Below are 23,767 nucleotides of genomic sequence, written 5' to 3' on the forward strand. Positions count from 1 at the left end.
CTTACAAGGCGTTGATCAAGGTGCTGAAGGTTTCTTGCGCGGTCTTGATGATCTGCGACGACGCGGTGTAGTAGTGCTGGAACTTGACCAGGCTGGCCGCCTCGTCATCCAGGTTGACCCCGGACACCGACGCGCGGCTAGCCTTGGCCGAATCGAGCACGGCGCCGCTGGCGGTGGTGTCGATCTTGGCCTGGGCGGCCTTGGCACCGACGCGTTCGACCAGCGAGGCATAGGCGGAGGTAAAGCTGATGCCGCCACCGGAGCCGGTACCGACCGTGGACTGGGTTTGCAGGCCCAACAGCGCCTTGGCGTTACGGTTGTCGGACTTACCGTCAGCGTTGAAGCCCAGGGTGAAGCTGTCGTTTGCCGAGGGGCTGCCAGCGATGGTGGTCTCTACCTTGAAGGTACGTGGATTGCCGCTGGCATCGAGCATTGGATTGCCGGCGGCATCGCGCATCGGCACATTGATGGCCAGGTCATTGTCCTGGCCCGGCACGATATTGCCGGCAGAAATCTCGCCGCCCTTCGCGTCGAAGATCTTATAGCTTTGCGTGCCACCACTGGCCTCGCCAAACACCACTCGCACGGGCATCGAGTGCTTGATCGCCTCCTGCAGTTGCGCCTGCTCGGCACCGCCGTAGATATCCAGGCGCTCGCCCAGGCTCGGCTGGGTGATGGTGCCGGTACCGCCGTTGCCGCTACCGGCGGTGGCACTGATGGGGCCGGCGAAGGCCAGCTTGTTGGCGTCGGTCAGTACGGTGTTGATGCTGCCGGCGGCGGCGCGGGTCGGGATCACCTTGAAGCTGTCGCCTGCGGCCAGGCCGCCACCGTTGAGCTTGAGGCTGAAGCCGTCGATCACCGGCGCTGGGTCGGCATCCAGGTCGAAGTTGCCCATCTCGGTGCCGTCGGAGCGGCGCACGGTGTATTGCTTGTCGCTGGTGAACTTGACCTCGTAGTCGTAGGTGGTCAAGGCACCGCTGTCGGCGATGGTCACATCCAGGTTGCCGGAGCCTGCGCTGTTGCTCGAGGCCGCCAGGCTGCGCTGGCTGATTGCGGTAATGCTGTTGATGCTGGAGAACAGGCCGCTGCCGAACTGACCGTTGGCATCCAGGCCCTGGCCCAGCTGGCTGTTGATGCTGTCGGCAACCACCAGGGCCACACGCCCCAGCTCGTTGATCGACGGCGCGAGCACGTCGTTGCGATAGCGCAGCAAGCCGCCGATCTGCCCGCCGGTGACCACCGAGGTGACGTCGGAGCTGAAGGTCTGGTAGTTGATCTGCAGGCTGTACTGGCTCTTGTCGGTACTGCCAGGGGCAACCGACAGGGTGTTGGCGCTATTACCGGTAACCAGCGACTGGCCGGTGCCCAGGTAAACGTCAAGGTTGCCGTCACGCTCCTGCACGGTCACCCCCACCAGCTCATTGAGCGAGCGTACCGCTTCGTTGCGCGCATCGATCAGGTTGTTGGGGGTGTTGCCCGAGGCCGACAACTGCGCGATCTGCTTGTTGTACTCGGCGATATTGGAGCTGAGCTTGTTGACCTGGCCACTCAAGGTCTCGAGCTGGGAGTTGATGCTGTCGTTCTGTTGGCTCATCTGCGAGGAGATGGCGTTGAAACGGTTGCTCAGGGTCTGCGCCTGGGTCAGCAGCAACTGGCGCGAAGCGACGTCACCCGGGGTTGCCGAGGCGGTCTGCAGGGCCGAGAAGAATGCCGTGAGCACCGAGCTGATACCGGTGTTGCTGTCGGCCAGCAGCTTGTCGACGCTGGTGATCTGATCCTGGAACGCGGCGGCGTCGGTGTTCAACGAAGTGGCGGTCTGCAGCTGGTTGTCCAGGTAACCGTTATAGATACGTCGAACATCCGAGAGCGTGGTGCCGGTACCGATAAAGCCGACGCCAATGTTCTGCATGCCGCCGGTGGTCTGCACCGCTTGCTGACGCGAGTAGCCCGAGGTCCCGGCGTTGGCAATGTTATTGGAGGTGACCGATAACGCTGCCTGGCTGGCGTTCAGGCCGCTCAGCCCGATCGAGATCAGATTCGACATACTTCAATCCTTATAGATTCGTGGTACCGCCAGCCATGGCGTATTGCTGGGTTGGCTGCAACTGCCGGGCAATGCTGATGATCTTGCGCGCGTAGTCAGGGTCAGTGGCGTCAGCCGGCCTTTTGCAGCTCTTTGGCAAACTGCTCCGGGTTATCGGCAGCGCTGACCGCATCTTTATAGCGACTGTTGTTCTGCAACAGGCTTACCAGGTCGTGGAAGCTGTCTTGGTACGAATCGTAGGAGCGGAACGCCGCCGTCTCCTTGACGAACTGGCCATCACGAAACTCGCTGGTGATCGCCCTCGCCTCTGCCCCCTGCCAATTGCCGGTGGCCTTGATGCCGAACAGGTTGTGGCTGCTGGAGCCATCGGCCTGGCGCATGACCGACTTGCCCCAGCCGGTTTCCAGGGCGGCCTGGGCCACCAGGTAACGCGGATCGATACCAATGCGCTTGGCAGCCTCTTCGGCCATCGGCAGCATGGTCGCGACGAATTCATCCGAGGAGCTGAACGCGCGCTTGGCGGGCGCCAGCGGCGGCTGGGCCACGGCGCGGCCGTAGATGCGCATCTCGCCCGGTGCGGCAAAGGCGGTCGCCGGTTCCCAGTCACCCTTGGCCACGGCATCGCCGACCAGGTTCGTGCGCCCCGGAATCGGCGCGGTATTGGTGGCGCCAGCGGATGGCACCAGCCCGGCCAGCAAGCGGTCGGTGAGCTTGCCCGGCAAGGCCAGGCGGCGCGAGTTGAGCGCGGCCACATCGTTGCGCGCAGCGACGTCGCCCGAGCGCTCGGCCACGCCAACGGCGGTGGCGCCCAGCGCACGCGGCTGAATATCGAAGCGCGGGAACGGGCTGCTGCTCACCGATGCCGCTTTCTGCTTGGCCAGCTGGCGCATCAGTACATCCTGCAAACCGATACCACCGCCCTCGCGGGACATGCTCACCGCCAGCTGCTGGTCGTACATCTGCTGGTACTGCTTGGTGGTCTCGGTGTTGAGCGGGTTGTCCTTGGCCAGGACGTCGCTGGCCGAACGCATCGACTTGAGCATCTCGTTGAGGAACAGCGACTCGAATTCCTGTGCCACCTTGCGCAGGTTGGCCTCGCTGTCGCGGTCACCGACCTTCAGCGAGTTGAGGCGGTTGAGGTCGGTGTAGGCCCCGCTGTCAGCCATAGCGGCGACTGAAACTTTCGGCATGTCCATGGCCCGGCCCTCAAATCACGATCAGGTCGGCCTGCAAGGCGCCGGCCTGTTTCAGGGCTTCGAGGATCGCCATCAAGTCACTGGGGGCTGCGCCCACCTGGTTCACTGCACGGACGATTTCATCCAGCGTGGTGCCCGGGCCGAACTTGAACATCGGTTTGGCTTCCTGCTCGGCGTTCACGCGCGAGCGCGGCACCACAGCCGTCTGGCCATTGGAGAACGCCCCCGGCTGACTGACGATCGGGTCTTCGGTGATGGTCACGGTCAGGCTGCCGTGGGTCACCGCTGCCGGCGACACCTTGACGTTCTGGCCGATGACGATAGTGCCGGTACGCGAATTGATGATGACCTTGGCAACCGCCTGACCCGGATCGATTTCGAGGTTCTCCAGGATCGACAGGTAATCCACGCGCTGGCTGGGGTCGAGCGGCGCACTGACACGCACCGAACCGCCGTCCAGTGCCTGGGCCACACCCGGGCCAAGCAGTTCGTTGACCTTGTCGACGATGCGCTTGGCGGTGGTGAAGTCAGGGCGATTGAGGTTGAGGGTCAGGCTGTTGCCCTGGTTGAAGCCACTGGGCACGGCACGCTCTACGCTGGCACCACCGGGAATACGACCGGCCGACGGCACGTTGACGGTGATCTTGGAGCCGTCGCGACCCTCGGCATCGAAGCCGCCCACCACCAGATTGCCCTGGGCGATGGCATAGACGTTGCCATCGATACCCTTGAGCGGGGTCATCAACAGGCTACCGCCGCGCAGGCTCTTGGAGTTACCGATCGAAGACACGGTCACGTCCACCACCTGGCCCGGCTTGGCAAACGCCGGCAAGTCGGCATGGATCGACACCGCCGCGACGTTTTTCAGCTGCACGTTGCCCGATCCCGGCGGTACCTTGATGCCGAACTGCGAGAGCATGTTGTTGAAGGTCTGCAGGGTGAACGGCGTCTGGGTGGTCTGGTCACCCGTGCCATTGAGCCCGACCACCAGGCCGTAGCCGATCAGCTGGTTGGTACGCACGCCGGAAATGCTGGCGATGTCCTTCAGGCGTTCAGCCTGCACCGCAAACGCGGCAGACATCAGGAACACGGCGGCAATCAGCTGCTTGAAGTTGAACATGGTCATCGGAACCTAGAAAGGCCAGAGCGGGCTGATGAAGAAACGGTCGAGCCAACCTGGCTGACTGGCGTCGGCAAACGAGCCGGTTCCCGAATAGGTGATGCGCGCATCGGCTACCCGGGTCGATGGCACGGTGTTGTCGGTGGCGATGTCGTCGGCGCGGATCATGCCGGCAATGCGCACCAGTTCATCACCGGTGTTGAGCGTCAGCCACTTCTCGCCACGCACGGCAATGATGCCGTTGGGCAGCACGTCGGCGACGGTCACAGTGATCGAGCCGGTCAGGCTGTTGCCCTGCCCCGCCTTGCTGTCACCCTTGGTCGCACGGTCGCCGCTGTAGCCGGCACTCAGGCTCAGGTCGCCACTGCCGAACGGGTTGTTGGTGGTCGCGCTCGAGCCGAACAGCGAGGTCAGGCCGATATCGGCCTTGCTGTTCTTGGCGATCTGCGAGTTGGCGTTCTTGCTCGCCTGGGTGCGCTCGTTGAGGGTAATGGTGATGATGTCACCGACCCGGAACGCCTTGCGGTCGCTGTACAGGTTCTGCTCGAAACCGGCCTGGTAGATCGAGCCGTTGTTCGCCGCTGCCGGCAGGGGGGTACGCGGCAATACCGGCGCGTAGTACGGATCGTTGGGCTTTGGCGGCGGCGCAACGCAGCCGGCCAGGACGGTGATCCCACTCAGGGCAAGTACGGAAAACAAACGACTCATGACGCTGACCTCACGGTGTAACAAGCGCTGTTCAAGCGACCTCGAAGACTTCACTTACAGGTTCTGGGTAACGAACGAGAGCATCTGGTCGGCGGTGGAAATGACCTTGGAGTTCATCTCATACGCACGCTGGGTGGTGATCATGTTCACCAGCTCTTCCACGGTGCTGACGTTGGAGTTTTCCAGGGTTTGCTGCTGGACCACACCGATGCCGTTCAGGCCCGGCGTACCGACCTGTGGCGCGCCGCTGGCAGCGGTTTCCAGGAACAGGTTGCCACCCACCGCCTGCAAGCCGGCCGGGTTGATGAAGTCGGCGGTCTGGATGTTGCCGATCACCTGGGCGGCCGGGTTGCCGGCAGTGGTGATCGAGACGGTACCGTCACGGCCCACGGTGAAGGTTTGCGCTTCTGGCGGCACGACGATGGCCGGCTCCAGGGCGAAGCCGCTGGCAGTGACGATCTGGCCGTCGGAGTTCAGGTGGAAGGTACCGTCACGGGTATAGGAGAGCGTGCCGTCGGGCTGCAGGATCTGGAAGAAACCGCGGCCATCGATGGCCATGTCCAGCGGGTTCTCGGTGGTCTGCAGGCTGCCGGCGGTGAAGCTCTTCTGGGTGCCGACGATGCGTACACCGGTACCCAGTTGCAGGCCCGAAGGCAGCTCGCTGTCCTGGGTCGACTGGGCACCCGGCTGGCGGCGGGTCTGGTAGAGCAGGTCCTGGAATTCGGCGCGATCACGCTTGAAGCCGGTGGTCGAGACGTTGGCCAGGTTGTTGGAAATGGTGGTCAGGTTCATGTCCTGGGCGGACAGACCGGTTTTACTCACCCAAAGAGCCGGAAGCATGCTGTTCTCCTCGTGCGCCTGTTTTACGGCGCTACGTCTGTGTAATTAGCCGATTTGCAAAACACGAGCCATGGCTTCATCGCCTTCCTTGGCCGCGGTCATCATTTTGATGTGCAGTTCGAATTGACGAGACAGGGCCAGCACCGACGTCATTTCTTCGACGGCGTTGACGTTGCTGTTCTCAAGGAAACCCGACACCAGCTTGACGTTGGCATCGGCCGCCGCCGGCTGGCCAGTGGTGGTATGGATCAGACCGTCCAGCCCCTTGGTCATGGACTTGAGGTCGGGATTGACCATCTTGATCCGGTCGACTTCGGCCATCACCTGCGGCCCCTCGCCCAGGGCGCGAATGCTGATGGTGCCGTCTTCACCGACCTCGATCTTCTGCTCCGGCGGCACGGCAATCGGCCCGCCATTGCCCATGACCGGCATACCGTTGCCGGCACGCAGCACGCCCAGGGCATCGATGTTCATGCTCGCGGTGCGCACGTAGGCTTCGCTGCCATCGGGGGCCTGCACGGCAATCCAGCCGTCGCCACCCACGGCAACGTCCAGGTCACGGCCGGTTTCCAGCAGTGAGCCCGGGGTGAAGTCGGTTGCCGGGCGCTCGGTCATGGCATAGGCGCGCGCCGGAAAGCTGTCACCGAACACCGGCATCGAGCGCGCCTGCTCCAGGTCACGCTGAAAACCGCTGGTAGAAATGTTCGCCAGGTTGTTGGCATGGGCCTTCTGCGCCAGCGCGTTCTGGCTGGCGCCGGTCATGGCCACATAAAGCATCTTGTCCACAGGATCTCCTCTGCGCGAAACCTTGCCGCGCTGCCACCTTGGCAAGCGTTAAAGCAATTATCGAACCAGAATGACAAAAGCCCCGTATTCCGGGGCTTTTGACGTTATACATGGCGATGCGCCGTCAGTTTGTCGGCGATCTGTTGCCGCCTGCGGCAAGGGTGCTCTACCGAGGGCGGCAACCGGCGTTGTTGTAAGGGCCGGAGTGACGAACCCAGGCATCGCCGGGATCGATTTGCGCGCACATGTAGCGGCCGGTGGCCTTGCTCTGCCACTGATACCAGGAGGCGGGGGCTGCTTGTGCGGTGACGGCGAGTATCAGTGCCGTTATCAGGGTCCAGCGTTTCATTCCACCTCCCAGCCTGACACCCCTCGTAGCCGCTACCGCCAGACTGCGGCTACATCCCAGCTATCAGGTCATCTGAATGATGGTCTGCATGATGGTGCTTTCGGTGGAGATGGTCTTGGCATTCGCCTGGTAGTTGCTCTGCGCCTTGATCAGGTTGACCAGCTCGCCGGTCAGGTCGACGTTGGAGTCTTCCAGGGAGCCACCATAGATCTTGCCCAGGGTGCCGGTGTTCGGCTCACCCACCACCGGAACGCCAGAGCCGTAGGACTCTTTCCACGCCGTGCCACCTACCGGCGTCAGGCCCTGGGCGTTGGCAAAGTTGGCCATTGCCACCTGGCCGATCACCTTGTCCTGGCCGTTGGTGAAGTTGGCAAACATGTTGCCGCTCTGGTCGACGGTCAGGCCCGCCAGCTCACCAGTGGCATAGCCATCCTGGCTTTTCGCCGAGGTGGCGGAAGCAGCGTTGTACTGGGTGGTCGCCAGCATATCCAGGGTCACGCCACCGGTCTTGGCAACGGAGCCATTGGCAACCCAGGTGCCGGCGGCGTTCTTCTCGGCCGGCACCCAGCCATCGAGCTGGAAGGTCTTGTTCTCGGCGATGGTCAGGCCACCGGGAACAGCGCCTGCGGCCATTGCTGCAGTGTCCAGGGTACCGTCGGACTTGAACGGCAGCTTGTTGACCAGCGGCGTGGCCAGCGACGGGTCGGCCGGATTGCGGCCATCGACGGTGGTGTACATGGTCCAGGAGTTGCTGGCCGAATCCTTGACGAAATACTGGTTCAGCTGGTGCGCATTGCCCTGGCTGTCGAATACGTCGGTGTTGAAGGTGTAGTTGTAGCTACCCACGTCGGTCGGCGAGAACGGGGTGATCTTCGGCTCGGTGGAGCTGGAGTTCAGGTTGAGGGTCTCGTTGATGCGGCCGGTCGGGTTGGGCGACAGGTTCGAGGTGTCGATCTTCAGGTCGACGAGTGCGCCCGGAATGATCTTGCCGTCGGCATCCACGCCATAACCCTGCAGGTTGGCACCCTGGGCGTTGACGACGTAACCCTCTTTGTCGCTGTAGAACGCACCGGCACGGGTGTAGATCCGCGAGCCGTTGTCGTTCATGGCGAAGAAGCCGCTGCCGTCGATGGCCAGGTCCAGGCTCTGGCCGGTACCGGTGAAGTTGCCCTGGGTGAACATCTGCGAGATTGCCGCAGTGGTCACGCCGCTACCCATGGCGGTCTTGCCACTGGTGCCCCGGATGGACGAGGCGTACTGGTCGGCGAATTCTGCGCGCGACGATTTGAAGCCGGTAGTGGCAACGTTGGCGATGTTGTTGCCGGTAACGCCCAGGGCCTTGTTTGCCGCATAAAGCCCGCTAAGGCCGATATTGAAAGACATATGCTCACTCCTGCCGCGTTATCGGCCCTAGATTCCAATCGATTGAATTTTCGACAGCGCGATGCTGCCAAGACCGGCCAGGTTCAACATCATTTCCGAACCGTTGCTGCCCATGGTCACGCTGCTGACCGACGCCGGCAGGTTGGTGGTCATGGTGGTGGCGACGCCCTCGATGGTGCCGGAGGCCTTGAAGGTGTATGTACCCGCAGGTGCCACTTCGCCGTGGCTGTCTTTGCCGTCCCAGGTGAAGTCCACCTGGCCGCCCTTCTGGCTGCCCAGGTCGAGTGTGCGCACCAGCTCACCGTCACTGTCGTAGATGCCGACGGTGGTCACGGTGCTGGACGAGGTCAGGTTGACCGAGCCTTTCATGTCCTTGCTGGTATCGACGACCGACTTGTCGGTCTGCACCATCACATTGCGCCCGACCAGCGAGGAAGCCTGCAGGGCAATGGACGACAGGAAGGCACCACCAATGGTACTGACCGAGCTGTTGAGCGACTCGATACCTTCCAGGCTGCTGAACTGCGCCAACTGGGCGACGAACTCGCCGTTTTCCTGTGGATCCAGCGGGTTCTGGTGCTTCATCTGGGTGACTAGCAGCTGCAGGAATGCATCCTTGCCCAGGGCGCTGCCGGCGGTGCCGGTTTTACTGTTGCCGCTGCCCTCCTGCTTTTGCAGGGACTGCAGCACCGAGTTGCTGACGTTGTTGACCGAATCGGTTGTGCTCATGCTGATGCTCCTATCACTGACCCAGGGTCAGTACTTTCTGCATCATGGTCTTGGCCGTGTTCATCAACTCGGCATTGGTCTGGAACGAGCGACTGGCAGAGATCATGTCGGCCATTTCCTCGACCACGTTGACGTTCGGGTAATACACGTAACCGTCCTTGTTCGCCGCCGGATGATTGGGCTCGTAGCGCGCCTCGAGATTGCTCTGGTCTTCGACTACACCGAGCACCTGCACGCCCTGGCCGGCCTCGCCCTGATCCTGGAACAGCGACTGGCTGACGCCGCCCTGGGCCTGCTGGAAGGTGGTGGCGAATACCGGGTGACGAGCACGGTAGGTCTGGTCGATGCTCGAGGACACGGTCTCGGCGTTGGCGATGTTCGAAGCGACGGTGTTCAGACGCGTGGTCTGGGCACTCATGCCGCTACCGGCAATGTTGAAAACACTGGCGAGGGACATGACTTACTCTCCGCGCAGGGCCGATACCAGCCCTTTGAATTTACTGTTGAGCAGCGTGAAGCTGGCCTGGAAGCCCACGGCGTTTTCGGCATAGCTCGATTGTTCGAGCTGGGCGTCGACGGTGTTCTGGTCGATCGACGGCTGCATGGGCGTGCGGTACTGCAGGGTTTCGTCACCCATGCTCAGGCCTTCGGCCTCGATGTGCCGGCTGTTGGTCCGGTCCAGGGCAAAGTGGCCGCTCTTGGTCTTCTGGCTTTCGGCGGCCAGCACCGAGGCGAAGTCCAGGTCACGCGCCTTGTAGTTGGGCGTGTCGGCGTTGGCGATGTTGTTGGCCAGCACTTCGGCACGCTGGGCGCGAAAGCCCAGTGCTTTTTCGTGAATGCCGAGCGCTTTTTCGAAGCTGATGCTCATGTCGGGGAAACCTTCGAAGGTTGACCGGATAGATCGTTGGCAGAGCTAGAGCAAGAGCCATGCCAAAAAAACAAAACCCCGTAAATACGGGGTTTCGAGAGGGTATTGAGAGCGGCAATGCCAGAAAAGCGGCAAAGGCTTTCCGCCGGAGCGGCAATTTGATGGCGGCCTGTAGGGGCGGCAGTGCGACGTGACAGTGGGATCGCTATCGCGGGGCAAGCCCGCCAAGCCAGTGCAAGACAGCTGCCCCCACGAGGTTACTTGGCCTGGTAGATGATCCCCGGGCTGCACTGGACCATCTGGTAATGCTCCGGCAATCCGTTCAGCGCTTCGGACGCACCCAGGAACAGATAGCCACCTGGCTTGAGGGTGCTGTGAATGCGCAAGAGGATGTCTTTCTTGACCTGGGCCGAGAAGTAGATCAGCACGTTGCGACAGAACACGATGTCGAACTTGCCCAGGCTTGCGTAGCTGTCGAGCAGGTTGAAGGAGCGAAACTCCACACGGCTGCGAATCGGCGCCTTCACCGCCCAGCGTCCCGGCGACTTCACGTCGAAGTAGCGCTGCAACCGCTCCTGGGACAAGCCACGGGCAATCGCCAGGCTGTCGTACTCGCCCGACTTGCAGTTGCTCAGCATGGTTCCAGACAAGTCGGTGGCCACGATCTGCGCCCCCATCTTCAACTGGCCGATGTTGCTGCGCTCGAACTCGTCGATGGCCATGGAGATCGAGTACGGCTCCTGCCCCGAGGAGCAGGCCGCCGACCAGATGCGCAGGCGCTGGCCGGGGTTGGCCTTGATCTGCTCGGACAGGACTTTGTTCTTGAGCACTTCGAACGGGTAGGTGTCGCGAAACCACAGGGTTTCGTTGGTGGTCATGGCATCCACCACCTGCTCGCGCAAGCCACTGCGCGGCTGGCTCTGAATGCGCTGCACCAGTTCGGTCAGGGACTTGATGCCCTGCTGCTCCATCAGCTTGTTGAGACGGCTGGAGACCAGGTACTGCTTATTTTCGCCCAGCAGGATGCCACAGGCTTTTTCCAGGAAGACCCGGAACTGTTCGAAATCCAAATTACCCGTAGACAATGATGCCGCCTCTTAAATCGTGTGAACCGCCAGGGGCAAAGCCCTGGCCGTTAGTGCGTAGCCTTGATGCGATCGACGACACGTTGAGCGAGGTCGTCGGGCTTGAACTTGGCCAGAAAGTCATCGGCCCCGACCTTCTTGACCATCGCCTGGTTGAATACCCCGGAAAGCGAAGTATGCAGGATGATGTGCAGTTTTTGCATGCGCGGGTCGTTGCGGATCTCCGCGGTCAGGGTATAGCCGTCCATTTCCGGCATCTCGATATCGGAGATCATCATCAGGAACTCTTCTTCCGGACGCTTGCCCTCATCCACCAGCCTGCGCAGGTAATCGAGTGCCTGGCGACCATCGTTGAGCGCCACCACCTCGACCCCCACCGTTTGCAGGCAACGACTGACCTGTTTGCGCGCCACCGATGAATCATCGACCGTCAGCACCCGCAACATCACCGCCTTGTCCTGCACCTCGGCATCGACCACGCCCGCAGAGATCGCCTCGGAGGTCGGCGCCACTTCGGCAAGGACCTTCTCCACGTCGATGATCTCGACCATCTTGTTGTCGACCCGCGTCACGGCGGTCAGGTAATGATCGCGACCAGTGCCCTTGGGTGGCGGATGAATCTCTTCCCAGTTCATGTTGACGATGCGCTCCACCGAGTGCACCAGAAAGCCTTGGGTCTTGGTGTTGTACTCCGTGATGATCACGAAGCTCTTGCTGGTTTCTTCCCGCAGGCCGGGCATGCCGGTCGCCATCGCCAGATCGAGGATCGGAATGGTTGCCCCACGGATATTGGCAACGCCGCGCACCACCGGGTTTGACTTGGGCAGTACCGTGAGGGGTGGGCATTGCAGCACCTCCCGCACCTTGAACACGTTGATCCCGTAGAGCTGATCCCCATTCAGTCGAAACAGCAGCAGCTCAAGGCGATTCTGCCCCACCAGCTGCGTGCGCTGGTTCACCGAATCCATTACACCTGCCATGCCAGACTCCTTCACCCTACGCTTCGAGCCTCGTACCCAATCGGCACGCGCTTTGCTATTTGAATTTCATGAACATGAAAACGACATTTTCCCGACGCCTGACCCGCCACCTGCCCGGCATCCTTGCTGTGCTGTGCCTGGTGGCGCCAGGTGGACGAACCCTGGCTGACGCTTTCACCTTGCCTGAACAGCTTATCGGTGTCACCCAAGGGTTTCTTGAGTTCACCGTTGAAGATTATCTGGCCAGCAGCCAGACCGAAGGCCGCTACGAAATCCAGGTCAACACCCTCGATCCACGCTTGCGCATGCCGCTGTGCGACCAGCAACTGGACGCCAATCTGGAGAGCCCTGCGCAGCCGCTGGGGCGCGTCACCGTGCGGGTTCGCTGCAATGGCAGCTCCCCGTGGACGGTGTTCGTGCCGGCTCAGGTACGTCTTTTTCGCGAGGTGGTGACAGTGGCGCGGCCGCTCAAGCGCGAAAGCATTGTCGGCGAACAGGATGTCGGCCTGCGCGAACGCGACGTAGGGCTGCTCAACCAGGGTTTCCTGACCAGCCTGGACCAGGCGGTCGGCTTGAAAGTTATCCGACCAACGGTCATGGATCAGGTACTGACACCTCAACACCTTGAACAGGCCGAGGTGATCCGCAAGGGCGACCAGGTGGTCATCACCGCCCGCAGCGGCACCCTCAGCGTGCGCATGCCGGGCGAGGCCCTGGTCAAGGGCAGCCTGAGCGAGCAGATTCGGGTGCGCAATCTCAATTCCAAACGCGTGGTCAAGGCCAGGGTCACAGGCCCAGGCCAGGTGGAAGTTGCTATGTAGGCCCATGAACAGTGAACAACCCTGGCGGTCGGGAACCGCTTTTCCTAAACTGTGTCCCATTGGGTGCCAAGAACCTGCCGCGCACGTTGCCCTGCAATTGCGCCTAAAGTTTTTTTCGGGTTGGCCGAAAACAAGGCAAGCGTCCAAATACCCAGAGGTTTTCTGATCATGGTCATCGACTTCAGTCGTTTGAATAACTCCCCGTCGGTTGGCACCGCCGGGCGCACTGGCAACAGCCAGGAAAGCGCCGCCAATGCCGCCCCGGCCAAGGCCGACACGGCGGCCCAAGCCAGCGCCAGCGGGGAAACCGTACACCTGAGCCACGAGGCCCAGCAGTTGCAAAAGGTCAGCGAACAGCTGCGCGAACAACCTGTTGTCAACAGCGCCCGGGTGGCCGAGTTGAAAAAGGCCATCGCCGACGGCAGCTACCAGGTCGACAGCAACCGCGTCGCCAGCAAACTGCTTAATTTCGAAGCCCAGCGCTAGCCCCTGGCGCGCTGACTTCAGGACGCTAGAACCCAAGAGCCAGCCATGCACGACACTACTCTGCTGAAACTGATCGAAGACGACATTGCTCCAGCGCAACAACTGCTCGAATTGTTGCAGACCGAGGCGATTGCACTGCACGGTCGCGACATGCCACTGCTGGAAAACCTCCTGGCACGCAAGCAGTCGCTGGTGATCCTGCTCGATCAGCAAGGCCGGCGGCGTAGTGAGTTGCTCGCAAGCCTGGGCCTGAGCCAGGACCGCCAGGGCGTCGAGCAACTGGCCGCCCAGTCTCACCTGGGTGAAACCCTGCTGCAGCGACTGGACCTGTTGGGCAAGCTGCTTGCAGACTGCCAGGCCATCAACGAACGCAATGGCCTGTCGATCCAGATCCAGCAAAAGACCACGGCCAACCAGATCAGGATCCTCATGGGCGGCGAATCACCGACGCTCTACGACAGCCGCGGCTCGACCTCGCCCCTCGCCAAGCCACGGGCTCTGAGCCAGGCTTGATTCCTCTGTATCAAGGCACGGAACATACTGGCAAAATGCCGTAACTTGCGTGTGTCGTTTTTGCCTGGAGATTGATTACCCGTGTTCAATGAAGCTGAAGCTCCGCAGCCTCCGAAGGTGCTCACCACCCCTTTGGAAATTGCCGCCAACCTGCGGTCGCTGCTAGAGAGCCATGACCCGCTGATCATCACCTTTCACGAACGCAGCCAGCGCTTTCAGAGCTACGTGGTCGAAGTCGACCGCGAAGGCAATCGCCTGGCCTTTGATGAAATGATCCCCCGCGACGGCGAACGCTTTCTTGAGAATGGCGAGCCTTTCCGCGTCGAAGGCTTTCACGATGGCGTGCGCATTGCCTGGGAGTGCAACACCCCGCTGACCATCAGCGAGGTCGATGGCCACCGCTGCTACCGCGGCGCACTGCCCACCGAGGTCGCCTATCACCAGCGCCGCAATGCCTTCCGTGCGGCGCTGAAGTTGTCACAACTGGTCGATGTCAAGCTCGACGGCGACAAGCTCAAGGGCAAGGGCGAACTCAAGGGCAAGCTGCTGGATATCTCGGCGACCGGCTGCAAGCTGCGCTTTGACGGCAACATCGAAGAGCGCCTGCAACTGGGCCAGGTGTACGAGAAATTTGCTACGGGAGCGCCGCTGGGGCTGTCGCAGGTTGAGGTGGAGCTGCGCCACCTGCACTTCGAAGAGCGCCTGAACGCGACCTTTGCCGGGGTACGCTTTCACAACCTGAACGGGCCGATGCAGCGCAAGGTCGAGACCTTCGTCTATCAGCTGCAGCGTGAGGCGCGGCGCTTCGATAAAGACGATTACTGATCGGTAAACCATCGCGGGGCAAGCCCGCTCCTACCATCCGTAGGAGCGGGCTTGCCCCGCGATTGCATCACACCGGCTTATCCGGCTGAGCCTCAGGCTCTCCTTCCTCCCCCTCGGTATCTTCAGCCGCCACCGGCGCCTGCATTTGATCCTGTACCACCTGTTCATCCACCCGCGGGTCAAGGGCTGCCGACAAGGGCGAGCCTGCCGCCGGCATCGCCACGTGGTGCAGCGGCGCATCGTCGACCTGATGCAAGCCGGTGACCGCCTTCGGTCGAATCCGCCACACCAGCACCAGCGCGAAGAACACAAAGAACGCGTAGAGCATCTGCGTGCCGAACAGCTTCATCAGTACACCCGCCGCCAATGGCCCGATGCTGGCGCCCACGCCGTAGGTCACGAGCAGCATGGCGGTCAGCGATACCCGCCGCTCACTTTCCACATGGTCGTTGGAAAATGCCACCGCCAACGGGTACAGGCTGAACTGCAGGAGGGACACGGCAAAACCAGCACCGAACAACACCACCAGCGGCACCGTCGGCATGATTGCCAAGGGCAAAGCAGTCACCACCAGGCCGATGGCAACACAACGAATCAACAAGGCACGGTCATAACGGTCCGACAACCAACCCAGCGGGTATTGCACCAGCAGGCCGGAAAAATACAGCAGCCCATGTACAGGCCGATCTGCTCGGTACTGAGCCCCTGCTTGGCGGCGTACAACGGCGCCAGGCCATAGAAGGAGCCGACGATCAGACCGGACCCGAGCACGGTACTCAATGATTGCGGCACCCGCTTGATAAAGAACCGCGGCTCCATCGGCGCCGGGCGCAACGGCGCCGGGTGAATGCGCCGGGTCAGCGCGACAGGCACCAGGCACAAGGCAAAGCACATGGCGACCAGCATCAGCAGCTCGAGCCCCAATTGCGGATGCGCAACCAGAATCAGCTGACCCAGCACCAGGCCCAGGTAAGAGAAGATCATGTAGCCGCTGAACACCGCGCCCCGCTGCTTGGCATCGGCCTGCTCGTTGAGCCAGCTTTCAATGACCATGTATTGGCACATCATGCCCAGGCCCACGATCACCCGCAAAAACAACCAGGCGGGCAACCAGCTGACCAGGCCGTGGCCCAGTACCGCCGCACCGACGATCCCGGCACAGGTGGCGTACGCGCGAATGTGCCCCACCCGGGCAATCAACCGGTGGCCAATCTTGCCGCCCAGGGCCAGGCCGAAATAGTTGGCCGCCATCAAGGCACCCACCCACAGACTGTCGACGTGATCGGCAGCCAGCCTCAAGGTCAGGTAGGTACTCAACAAGCCGGAGCCGATCAACATCATCAGCGCAGCGAAATACAGCGCGCGAAAAGACTTCCAGATCTGTCGCATCAGCGTCCCTAACGGCCCCTTGAACAGGTGGAAAAACTGCTTGAAAGCATAAGTGAAAATACCGGCGCTGTAGGCGCCAGGGATAAAAAAAACAGGCGGTGACCTTCCGATCAGGAACGTCTACCACCTGCTTTTCGATCACAACTCAACGCACGGCGATGGCTATGCCTGCGCGGCCAGCACGCGTCGCTCCCACGGGGTGATTTCATCGAAGAAGCTGGTCAGCTCCATGGTCTTGGTGGCGATGTAGCCTTCGATGAACTCCTTGCCGAACAGTTCCCGCGCAAGCTCGCTTCGCTTCAGACGCTCGAGGGCGGCATGCAAGGTACAAGGCAGGCTCAAATGATCCGGCACCTCGAACTCGCCCTGGATCGGCGACGTCGGCTCCAACTGCTGCTCGATGCCGTGGAGGCCGGCGGCAAGGCTTGCGGCAATGGCCAGGTACGGGTTGGTGTCGGCACCGGGCAAACGGTTCTCGACCCGTCGCGCCACCGGCGAGCTGGCCGGAATGCGCAACCCGGCAGCGCGATTGTCTTCGGACCAGCAGGCATTGTTGGGCGAAGCATAGGGGTGGCACAGGCGCTGATAGGAGTTGACGTTGGGTGCGAACAACGCGGTGAAGTCGGCCATGCATGCCTGCAAGCCACCGATGAAATGATGGAAGGTCGCGGTCGGCTTGCCCTCGGCATCACTGAACACATTACGCCCACTTTCGATCTCGACCAGGCTCTGGTGAATGTGCATGGAACTGCCCGGCGTATGCGCCAGCGGCTTGGCCATGCACACCACGGTCAGGCCGTGCTTGAGCGCCACTTCCTTGAGCAGGTGTTTGAACAGCAGCGTCTGGTCGGCCAGCAGCAGCGGATCACCGTGCAGCAGGTTGATTTCGAACTGGCTGACCCCCATCTCGTGCATGAAAGTATCGCGTGGCAGGCCCAGCGCCTCCATGCAGCGGTAGACTTCATTGAAGAACGGACGCAGGCCATTGTTGGAGCTGACGCTGAAGGCCGAGTATCCCTCTTCACGGCGACCATCCTTGCCCAGTGGCGGCAGGAACGGCTGGGAAGGGTCGCTGTTGGGTGCGAACACGAAGAACTCGAGCTCGGTGGCCACCACCGGCGCCAGGCCACGGGCGGCATAGCGGGCGATCACTGACTTGAGCAGCCCACGAGAAGACAGGCCAGAACTTTCACCGCTCAGCTCGACGGCATCGCAGATGGCCAGCGCGCGGGGTTCGTCACTCCAGGGCAGGCGGTGGATCTGCTGGGTATCGGCCACCAGGGCCAGGTCACCATCATCACTGCCGTAGAAGCGTGCCGGTGGATAACCGCCCATGATGCATTGCAACAGCACGCCACGGGCCATCTGCAAACGGCGGCCTTCGAGAAACCCTTCAGCGGTCATTACCTTGCCGCGCGGCACACCGTTGAGGTCCGGCGTGACGCACTCGATCTCATCAATGCCCGTCAATCGCTCCGCGAGAGAACGCTGGCCACTGGTCGTCATGACACTATCCTTTTTGTTTTCGCATGCCGGGAACGGCGACAGCTACAACATAGGCGCGGGGCGTTCGAAATTTCAAGCAGCACCGATGAATATGATCGTAATTTTCTACAGCCCTGCTGGGAGCACACAAGCCCTGTGGCTGTTCACAGCGGCAAGGTCAGGCCGTTCGCCGGCAACGGCAATGCCGTCTTGTAGCGCACTTGCTTGAGGGCAAAGCTGGAACGGATGTTGGCCACCCCCGGCAAGCGCGTCAGGTAATCGAGAAACCGCTCCAGCGCCTGGATGCTCGGCAGCAACACACGCAGCAAGTAGTCAGGGTCGCCGGTCATCAAGTAGCACTCCATGACCTCCGGGCGCTCGGCAATTTCTTCTTCAAATCGATGCAGGGATTGCTCCACCTGCTTTTCGAGGCTGACATGGATGAACACATTGACGTCCAGCCCCAGCACCTCCGGCGCCAGCAAGGTCACCTGCTGGCGGATCACCCCCATCTCCTCCATGGCCTTGACCCGATTGAAACAAGGTGTGGGCGACAGGTTTACCGAGCGCGCCAGCTCTGCGTTGGTGATCCGGGCGTTTTCCTGGAGGCTGTTGAGAATGCCGATATCCGTACGATCCAGTTTGCGCATGAGAGAATTTCACCTGTTTTTTGTCTTTGTAAGGAATGTTTATCCTCAAGCCAGAACAAAGGCAACGAACTTGAGAGAAATATTCTTCAGGCGCCCGAATATCATGTAGGACAAGGCTGACTCCCTAGTCACAAGCCAGGGATTCAGCAGCGACCGCTTCAAAGCTCAACAAAAACACAAGACAGAGCGAGCGTAAAAAAGCATGAACGAGTACGCCCCCCTGCGTCTGCATGTGCCCGAGCCCACCGGCCGGCCAGGCTGCCAGACTGATTTTTCCTACCTGCGTCTGAACGATGCCGGTAAGGTCCGTAAACCTCCCGTCGATGTAGAAGCTGCCGATACCGCTGATATCGCCTACAGCCTGATCCGGGTGCTGGACGAAAAAGGCAATGCCCTGGGCCCATGGGCCGAGGACATCAGCCCCGAGATCCTGCGCCAGGGCATGCGCACCATGCTCAAGACCCGGCTGTTCGACAGCCGCATGGTGGTGGCCCAGCGGCAGAAGAAGATGTCCTTCTATATGCAGAGCCTGGGTGAAGAAGCCATCGGCAGCGGCCAGGCCATGGCCCTGAACCGCACCGACATGTGTTTCCCCACCTACCGCCAGCAAAGCATCCTGATGGCCCGCGATGTATCGCTGGTCGAGATGATCTGCCAGTTACTGTCCAACGAGCGCGATCCGCTCAAGGGCCGCCAGCTGCCGATCATGTACTCGGTGCGCGAAGCCGGTTTCTTCACCATCAGCGGCAACCTGGCGACCCAGTTCGTCCAGGCCGTTGGCTGGGCCATGGCTTCGGCCATCAAGGGCGACACCAAAATTGCCTCGGCCTGGATCGGCGATGGCGCCACTGCCGAGTCCGACTTCCACACCGCCCTGACTTTCGCCCACGTGTACCGCGCGCCGGTGATCCTCAACGTGGTCAACAACCAATGGGCGATCTCCACCTTCCAGGCCATTGCCGGAGGCGAGTCGACCACTTTCGCCGGTCGTGGCGTGGGGTGCGGTATCGCCTCGCTGCGGGTCGACGGCAACGACTTCATCGCCGTCTACGCCGCCTCGCGCTGGGCCGCCGAACGCGCTCGTCGCGGCCTGGGCCCGAGCCTTATCGAGTGGGTCACCTACCGTGCCGGCCCGCACTCGACGTCGGACGATCCGTCCAAGTACCGCCCTGCCGACGACTGGAGCCACTTCCCCCTGGGCGACCCGATCGCCCGCCTCAAACAGCACCTGATCGCCATCGGTCATTGGTCCGAAGAAGAGCACCAGGCGGTCACCGCCGAGCTCGAGGCCGAGATCATCAAGGCGCAGAAAGAAGCCGAGCAGTACGGCACCCTGGCCGGTGGCCAGATGCCGAGCCCGGCCTCCATGTTCGAGGACGTCTACAAGGAGATGCCGGAGCACCTGCGCCGGCAGCGCCAGGAACTGGGGATCTGACATGAACGATCACAACACTTCAATACAGTTGGACACCGCCATGGCGACTACCACCATGACCATGATCCAGGCCCTGCGCTCGGCCATGGACATCATGCTTGAGCGCGATGACAACGTGGTCGTCTACGGCCAGGATGTGGGCTATTTCGGCGGCGTGTTCCGCTGCACCGAAGGCCTGCAGACCAAGTACGGCAAGTCGCGCGTGTTCGACGCGCCGATCTCCGAAAGCGGCATCGTCGGCACCGCCGTGGGCATGGGTGCCTACGGCCTGCGTCCGGTGGTCGAGATCCAGTTCGCCGACTACTTCTACCCGGCCTCCGACCAGATCGTTTCCGAGATGGCCCGCCTGCGCTATCGCTCGGCCGGCGAGTTCGTGGCCCCGCTGACCCTGCGCATGCCATGCGGCGGCGGCATCTACGGCGGCCAGACCCACAGCCAGAGCCCGGAGGCGATGTTCACCCAGGTGTGCGGGCTGCGCACCGTGATGCCATCGAACCCCTACGACGCCAAAGGCCTGCTGATCGCCTCGATCGAAAACGACGACCCGGTGATCTTCCTGGAGCCCAAGCGCCTGTACAACGGCCCGTTCGACGGCCACCACGACCGCCCGGTAACGCCGTGGTCGAAACACCCGGCCAGCGCCGTACCCGACGGCTACTACACCGTGCCGCTGGACAAGGCCGCCATCACCCGCCCGGGCAATGACGTGACCGTGCTGACCTACGGCACCACCGTATACGTGTCCCAGGTCGCCGCCGAAGAGACCGGCGTCGATGCCGAAGTCATCGACCTGCGCAGCCTGTGGCCACTGGACCTGGAAACCATCGTCAACTCGGTGAAAAAGACCGGTCGTTGCGTAGTGGTTCACGAAGCCACCCGTACCTGCGGTTTTGGCGCCGAGCTGATCTCGCTGGTCCAGGAACACTGCTTCCATCACCTCGAAGCGCCGATCGAGCGCGTAACCGGCTGGGATACCCCCTACCCGCACGCGCAGGAATGGGCGTACTTCCCCGGCCCCTCGCGAGTGGGCGCGGCATTGAAACGGGTCATGGAGGTCTGAATGGGCACGCACGTCATCAAGATGCCGGATATCGGTGAAGGCATCGCACAAGTTGAACTGGTGGAGTGGTTCGTCAAAGTCGGCGATACCGTCACTGAAGACCAGGTCGTGGCTGACGTCATGACCGACAAGGCCACCGTGGAAATCCCTTCGCCAGTCAGCGGCAAGGTGCTGGCCCTGGGTGGCCAGCCCGGCGAAGTCATGGCCGTGGGCAGCGAACTGATCCGCATCGAAGTCGAAGGCTCCGGCAACCACAGCGAGCCCTCCACCCCGCCCCCCACTCCAACGCCTGTGGGAGCGGCGGTGCAACGTCTCGACTTGCCCCGCGAAGAAGCGCCCGCCAAACCCGCCCCTGCAGCGGCAGCGGCAGCGGCACCCGCCCTCACCAACCACCAACCCGCCACCATCGTCCCGCGCGATGCCGGCGAGCGCCCCCTGGCCTCCCCGGCCGTGCGCAAGCGCGCCCTGGATGCAGGCATCGAGTTGCGTTACGTACAGGGCAGCGGCCCGGCCGGGCGCATCCTGCATGAAGACCTGGATGCCTTCCTCACCCAGCCGACCACCCACACCCAAAGTGCCTCTGGCTACGCCAAGCGCAGCGACAGCGAGCAGATCCCGGTGATCGGCCTGCGCCGCAAGATTGCCCAGCGCATGCAGGATGCCAAGCGTCGCGTGGCGCACTTCAGCTATGTCGAAGAGATCGACGTCACCGCGCTGGAAGAGCTGCGCCTGCACCTGAACAAGAAGTGGGGTGACAGCCGCGGCAAGCTGACCCTGCTGCCGTTCCTGGTGCGCGCCATGGTTGTGGCATTGCGTGAGTTCCCGCAGATCAACGCTACCTACGACGACGAAGCCCAGGTCATCACCCGTCACGGCGCGGTGCATGTCGGCATTGCCACCCAGGGCGACAACGGCCTGATGGTGCCGGTGGTGCGTCACGCCGAGGCCGGTAGCCTGTGGAGCAACGCAAGCGAAATCGTGCGCCTGGCCAATGCCGCCCGCAGCAACAAGGCCAGCCGTGAAGAACTGACGGGCTCGACCATTACCCTGACCAGCCTCGGTGCCCTGGGCGGTATCGTCTCGACGCCGGTAGTCAACACGCCGGAGGTCGCTATTGTCGGGGTCAACCGCATGGTCGAACGGCCGATGGTGATCAACGGCCAGATCGTTATCCGCAAGATGATGAACCTGTCCTCGTCCTTTGATCATCGCGTGGTCGATGGCATGGATGCGGCGCTCTTCATCCAGGCCATCCGCGGCCTGCTCGAACAACCCGCCAGCCTGTTTGTGGAGTGACCATGCAGCAGACTCAAAACACTACCCTGCTGATCATCGGTGGCGGCCCTGGCGGTTATGTCGCAGCCATCCGTGCCGGTCAACTGGGCATCCCGACCGTACTGGTCGAGGGTCAGGCCCTGGGTGGCACCTGCCTGAACATCGGCTGCATTCCGTCCAAGGCACTGATTCATGTGGCCGAGCAGTTTCATCAAACTCGCCATCACAGCCAGCAGTCGAGCCTGGGCATCAAAGTGTCGCCACCGAGCCTGGACATCGGCCAGAGCGTGGCCTGGAAAGACGGCATCGTCGATCGCCTGACCAGCGGCGTCGCCGCCTTGCTGAAAAAGCATGGGGTCAAGGTGATCCACGGCTGGGCGAAAATTCTCGACGGCAAGAACGTCGAAGTCGATGGCCAGCGCATCCAGTGCGAGCATCTGTTGCTGGCTACCGGCTCCAGCAGTGTCGAACTGCCGATGTTGCCCCTGGGTGGCGCGATCATCTCGTCCACCGAAGCCCTGGCGCCCAAGGCACTGCCCAAGCACCTGACAGTGGTCGGGGGTGGTTACATCGGCCTTGAGCTGGGCATCGCCTACCGCAAGCTCGGCGTCGAGGTCAGCGTGGTCGAGGCCCGCGAGCGGATCCTGCCAACCTACGACAGCGAACTGACGGCACCGGTGGCCGAGTCGATCAAGAAGCTCGGCATCACGCTCTACCTCAAGCACAGCGTTGAAGGGTTCGATGCCGACAAGCAGCACCTGCAGGTACGCGACCCGGCCGGTGAACTGCTACAACTGGACACCGACCAGGTGCTGGTGGCGGTGGGTCGCAAGCCACGCATCCAGGGCTTCAACCTGGAATGTCTGGACCTGAAGATGAACGGCGCGGCGGTGGCCATCGACGAGCGCTGCCAGACCAGCATGCGCAACGTCTGGGCCATCGGCGACCTGAGCGGTGAACCGATGCTCGCCCACCGGGCCATGGCCCAGGGCGAAATGGTCGCCGAGATCATTGCCGGCAAGACCCGCCGCTTCGAGCCCAGCGCCATTGCCGCCGTGTGCTTCACCGATCCGGAGCTGGTGGTGGTCGGCAAGACGCCGGAGAACGCCGAGCAGGATGGCCTGGACTGCATCGTTGCGCAGTTCCCGTTCGCCGCCAACGGCCGGGCCATGACACTGGAATCCAAAAGCGGTTTCGTGCGGGTGGTCGCCCGTCGCGACAATCACCTGATCCTGGGGTGGCAAGCCGTCGGCGTAGGCGTCTCGGAGCTGTCCACGGCATTTGCCCAGTCACTGGAAATGGGCGCACGCCTTGAGGATGTGGCCGGCACCATCCATGCCCACCCGACCCTCGGCGAGGCGGTGCAGGAAGCCGCATTGCGAGCACTGGGCCACGCCCTGCACCTGTAAAAAAGACACTGAAGCGGCTGAGGCCGATTTGACCCGCTGCACGCTTGTGCAGCGGGTATTTTTTTGGCTGAGCTCCGCGCAATCAACAGGCGCTGCATCGACGGCCCACATAGTTTAGAAAAGCTAACTTCTAGCCCCAGTTATTATCGTTTCTCCTCAAGCAGAAAGCTAAATACCATCCAGGCCACACAGCCTGTTTGACTTTAGTAATTCTCACCTTTCTGCCGGGGATAATCATGCCTGCAACCTGCGCTGCACACGCACGCCCTCAACACCTGCACACCTTGCGCTCGATTCAGCCTCTCTCATGGCACAAGCCTGCGGCGCGAGG

General features: G+C 62.0%; 22 protein-coding genes and 2 pseudogenes. 8 read left to right on the forward strand and 16 right to left on the reverse strand.

Features of this window, described 5'->3' with window-relative positions:
• Position 1: 1 nt before the first annotated feature.
• The 13 genes and pseudogenes from flgK to ABVN19_RS15430 form a co-directional block, all read right to left on the reverse strand.
• A complete protein-coding gene (gene flgK / locus ABVN19_RS15370) occupies positions 2–2,044 on the reverse strand; it encodes a flagellar hook-associated protein FlgK (RefSeq protein ID WP_028945506.1) in 2,043 nt (680 codons plus the stop codon).
• 10 nt (positions 2,045–2,054) lie between these two features.
• Positions 2,055–3,240: pseudogene (gene flgJ, locus ABVN19_RS15375) on the reverse strand (flagellar assembly peptidoglycan hydrolase FlgJ).
• Between the two features lie 10 nt (positions 3,241–3,250).
• On the reverse strand, positions 3,251–4,360 hold the full coding sequence (locus ABVN19_RS15380) for a flagellar basal body P-ring protein FlgI (protein WP_036990311.1): 1,110 nt from the start codon (positions 4,358–4,360) through the stop codon (positions 3,251–3,253).
• A 12-nt stretch (positions 4,361–4,372) separates the two neighbouring features.
• The gene (flgH, locus tag ABVN19_RS15385; RefSeq protein WP_028945509.1) at positions 4,373–5,068 is read right to left on the reverse strand and encodes a flagellar basal body L-ring protein FlgH; all 696 of its coding nucleotides are present in this window, start codon (positions 5,066–5,068) and stop codon (positions 4,373–4,375) included.
• A 54-nt stretch (positions 5,069–5,122) separates the two neighbouring features.
• Entirely contained in the window at positions 5,123–5,908 is a 786-nt protein-coding gene (gene flgG / locus ABVN19_RS15390; protein WP_028945510.1) for a flagellar basal-body rod protein FlgG, read from the reverse strand.
• A 45-nt stretch (positions 5,909–5,953) separates the two neighbouring features.
• Positions 5,954–6,694 (reverse strand): flagellar basal body rod protein FlgF, encoded by a 741-nt coding sequence (locus tag ABVN19_RS15395; RefSeq protein WP_028945511.1) that lies wholly within the window; start codon positions 6,692–6,694, stop codon positions 5,954–5,956.
• 166 nt (positions 6,695–6,860) lie between these two features.
• A complete protein-coding gene (locus tag ABVN19_RS15400; protein ID WP_084168026.1) occupies positions 6,861–7,043 on the reverse strand; it encodes a hypothetical protein in 183 nt (60 codons plus the stop codon).
• A 63-nt stretch (positions 7,044–7,106) separates the two neighbouring features.
• Complete coding sequence (gene flgE / locus ABVN19_RS15405; RefSeq protein WP_105641594.1) at positions 7,107–8,426, reverse strand: flagellar hook protein FlgE; 1,320 nt, start codon at positions 8,424–8,426, stop codon at positions 7,107–7,109.
• Between the two features lie 27 nt (positions 8,427–8,453).
• On the reverse strand, positions 8,454–9,155 hold the full coding sequence (gene flgD / locus ABVN19_RS15410) for a flagellar hook assembly protein FlgD (protein WP_105641595.1): 702 nt from the start codon (positions 9,153–9,155) through the stop codon (positions 8,454–8,456).
• 13 nt (positions 9,156–9,168) lie between these two features.
• Positions 9,169–9,612, reverse strand: coding sequence for a flagellar basal body rod protein FlgC (gene flgC / locus ABVN19_RS15415; RefSeq protein WP_028945514.1), 444 nt, complete (start codon positions 9,610–9,612; stop codon positions 9,169–9,171).
• Positions 9,613–9,615: 3 nt separating this feature from the next.
• Positions 9,616–10,023 carry a flagellar basal body rod protein FlgB gene (flgB, locus tag ABVN19_RS15420; protein WP_105641596.1) on the reverse strand — a complete coding sequence of 136 codons (408 nt, stop codon included), beginning with the start codon at positions 10,021–10,023 and terminating at the stop codon, positions 9,616–9,618.
• A 257-nt stretch (positions 10,024–10,280) separates the two neighbouring features.
• Complete coding sequence (cheR, locus tag ABVN19_RS15425; protein ID WP_105641597.1) at positions 10,281–11,108, reverse strand: protein-glutamate O-methyltransferase CheR; 828 nt, start codon at positions 11,106–11,108, stop codon at positions 10,281–10,283.
• Between the two features lie 50 nt (positions 11,109–11,158).
• A complete protein-coding gene (locus tag ABVN19_RS15430; protein WP_028945517.1) occupies positions 11,159–12,088 on the reverse strand; it encodes a chemotaxis protein CheV in 930 nt (309 codons plus the stop codon).
• A gap of 68 nt (positions 12,089–12,156) precedes the next feature.
• Between ABVN19_RS15430 and flgA the strand changes: the two genes are divergently transcribed.
• The 4 genes from flgA (at position 12,157) to ABVN19_RS15450 (ending at position 14,733) form a co-directional block, all read left to right on the forward strand.
• Complete coding sequence (flgA, locus tag ABVN19_RS15435; RefSeq protein WP_028945518.1) at positions 12,157–12,909, forward strand: flagellar basal body P-ring formation chaperone FlgA; 753 nt, start codon at positions 12,157–12,159, stop codon at positions 12,907–12,909.
• Between the two features lie 168 nt (positions 12,910–13,077).
• Positions 13,078–13,395, forward strand: coding sequence for a flagellar biosynthesis anti-sigma factor FlgM (flgM, locus tag ABVN19_RS15440; protein ID WP_028945519.1), 318 nt, complete (start codon positions 13,078–13,080; stop codon positions 13,393–13,395).
• A 45-nt stretch (positions 13,396–13,440) separates the two neighbouring features.
• On the forward strand, positions 13,441–13,908 hold the full coding sequence (locus tag ABVN19_RS15445; protein WP_028945520.1) for a flagellar protein FlgN: 468 nt from the start codon (positions 13,441–13,443) through the stop codon (positions 13,906–13,908).
• An 81-nt stretch (positions 13,909–13,989) separates the two neighbouring features.
• Positions 13,990–14,733 (forward strand): flagellar brake protein, encoded by a 744-nt coding sequence (locus tag ABVN19_RS15450; protein ID WP_105641598.1) that lies wholly within the window; start codon positions 13,990–13,992, stop codon positions 14,731–14,733.
• Between the two features lie 67 nt (positions 14,734–14,800).
• On the opposite strand, the pseudogene ABVN19_RS15455 reads toward ABVN19_RS15450, so the two are convergent.
• The 3 genes and pseudogenes from ABVN19_RS15455 to bkdR all read right to left on the reverse strand — a co-directional run bounded on the left by ABVN19_RS15455 (position 14,801) and on the right by bkdR (position 18,257).
• Positions 14,801–16,122 (reverse strand): annotated as a pseudogene (locus ABVN19_RS15455) (MFS transporter).
• Between the two features lie 162 nt (positions 16,123–16,284).
• Positions 16,285–17,526, reverse strand: a complete 1,242-nt coding sequence (locus ABVN19_RS15460) for a glutamine synthetase family protein (RefSeq protein ID WP_177431044.1) — start codon at positions 17,524–17,526, stop codon at positions 16,285–16,287.
• A gap of 245 nt (positions 17,527–17,771) precedes the next feature.
• Entirely contained in the window at positions 17,772–18,257 is a 486-nt protein-coding gene (bkdR, locus tag ABVN19_RS15465) for a Bkd operon transcriptional regulator BkdR (RefSeq protein WP_028945524.1), read from the reverse strand.
• Between the two features lie 202 nt (positions 18,258–18,459).
• Between bkdR and ABVN19_RS15470 the strand changes: the two genes are divergently transcribed.
• From ABVN19_RS15470 to lpdA, 4 genes are read left to right on the forward strand one after another with little or no spacing between them, the layout of a single operon-like run.
• Positions 18,460–19,692 (forward strand): 3-methyl-2-oxobutanoate dehydrogenase (2-methylpropanoyl-transferring) subunit alpha, encoded by a 1,233-nt coding sequence (locus ABVN19_RS15470; protein ID WP_105641601.1) that lies wholly within the window; start codon positions 18,460–18,462, stop codon positions 19,690–19,692.
• Position 19,693: 1 nt separating this feature from the next.
• Positions 19,694–20,752: an alpha-ketoacid dehydrogenase subunit beta gene (locus ABVN19_RS15475; protein ID WP_028945526.1), complete on the forward strand. Its 1,059-nt coding sequence runs from the start codon at positions 19,694–19,696 to the stop codon at positions 20,750–20,752.
• Positions 20,753–22,048 (forward strand): dihydrolipoamide acetyltransferase family protein, encoded by a 1,296-nt coding sequence (locus ABVN19_RS15480; RefSeq protein WP_105641602.1) that lies wholly within the window; start codon positions 20,753–20,755, stop codon positions 22,046–22,048.
• 2 nt (positions 22,049–22,050) lie between these two features.
• Positions 22,051–23,436 carry a dihydrolipoyl dehydrogenase gene (lpdA, locus tag ABVN19_RS15485; protein ID WP_028945528.1) on the forward strand — a complete coding sequence of 462 codons (1,386 nt, stop codon included), beginning with the start codon at positions 22,051–22,053 and terminating at the stop codon, positions 23,434–23,436.
• Positions 23,437–23,767 lie beyond the last annotated feature (331 nt).

The organism is Pseudomonas vranovensis (assembly GCF_040438935.1).
GTDB classification, from domain to species: domain Bacteria; phylum Pseudomonadota; class Gammaproteobacteria; order Pseudomonadales; family Pseudomonadaceae; genus Aquipseudomonas; species Aquipseudomonas vranovensis.

What these genes read in the sequence shown, in the direction of transcription:
- flgK (WP_028945506.1), bottom strand. Translation starts at nt 2,044, where the DNA reads ATGTCGAATCTGATCTCGATCGGGCTGAGCGGCCTGAACGCCAGCCAG.
- ABVN19_RS15380 (WP_036990311.1), bottom strand. Translation starts at nt 4,360, where the DNA reads ATGTTCAACTTCAAGCAGCTGATTGCCGCCGTGTTCCTGATGTCTGCC.
- flgH (WP_028945509.1), bottom strand. Translation starts at nt 5,068, where the DNA reads ATGAGTCGTTTGTTTTCCGTACTTGCCCTGAGTGGGATCACCGTCCTG.
- flgG (WP_028945510.1), bottom strand. Translation starts at nt 5,908, where the DNA reads ATGCTTCCGGCTCTTTGGGTGAGTAAAACCGGTCTGTCCGCCCAGGAC.
- ABVN19_RS15400 (WP_084168026.1), bottom strand. Translation starts at nt 7,043, where the DNA reads ATGAAACGCTGGACCCTGATAACGGCACTGATACTCGCCGTCACCGCA.
- flgE (WP_105641594.1), bottom strand. Translation starts at nt 8,426, where the DNA reads ATGTCTTTCAATATCGGCCTTAGCGGGCTTTATGCGGCAAACAAGGCC.
- flgD (WP_105641595.1), bottom strand. Translation starts at nt 9,155, where the DNA reads ATGAGCACAACCGATTCGGTCAACAACGTCAGCAACTCGGTGCTGCAG.
- flgC (WP_028945514.1), bottom strand. Translation starts at nt 9,612, where the DNA reads ATGTCCCTCGCCAGTGTTTTCAACATTGCCGGTAGCGGCATGAGTGCC.
- flgB (WP_105641596.1), bottom strand. Translation starts at nt 10,023, where the DNA reads ATGAGCATCAGCTTCGAAAAAGCGCTCGGCATTCACGAAAAAGCACTG.
- ABVN19_RS15430 (WP_028945517.1), bottom strand. Translation starts at nt 12,088, where the DNA reads ATGGCAGGTGTAATGGATTCGGTGAACCAGCGCACGCAGCTGGTGGGG.
- flgA (WP_028945518.1), top strand. Translation starts at nt 12,157, where the DNA reads ATGAACATGAAAACGACATTTTCCCGACGCCTGACCCGCCACCTGCCC.
- flgM (WP_028945519.1), top strand. Translation starts at nt 13,078, where the DNA reads ATGGTCATCGACTTCAGTCGTTTGAATAACTCCCCGTCGGTTGGCACC.
- ABVN19_RS15445 (WP_028945520.1), top strand. Translation starts at nt 13,441, where the DNA reads ATGCACGACACTACTCTGCTGAAACTGATCGAAGACGACATTGCTCCA.
- ABVN19_RS15460 (WP_177431044.1), bottom strand. Translation starts at nt 17,526, where the DNA reads ATGACCGCTGAAGGGTTTCTCGAAGGCCGCCGTTTGCAGATGGCCCGT.
- bkdR (WP_028945524.1), bottom strand. Translation starts at nt 18,257, where the DNA reads ATGCGCAAACTGGATCGTACGGATATCGGCATTCTCAACAGCCTCCAG.
- ABVN19_RS15470 (WP_105641601.1), top strand. Translation starts at nt 18,460, where the DNA reads ATGAACGAGTACGCCCCCCTGCGTCTGCATGTGCCCGAGCCCACCGGC.
- ABVN19_RS15475 (WP_028945526.1), top strand. Translation starts at nt 19,694, where the DNA reads ATGAACGATCACAACACTTCAATACAGTTGGACACCGCCATGGCGACT.
- ABVN19_RS15480 (WP_105641602.1), top strand. Translation starts at nt 20,753, where the DNA reads ATGGGCACGCACGTCATCAAGATGCCGGATATCGGTGAAGGCATCGCA.
- lpdA (WP_028945528.1), top strand. Translation starts at nt 22,051, where the DNA reads ATGCAGCAGACTCAAAACACTACCCTGCTGATCATCGGTGGCGGCCCT.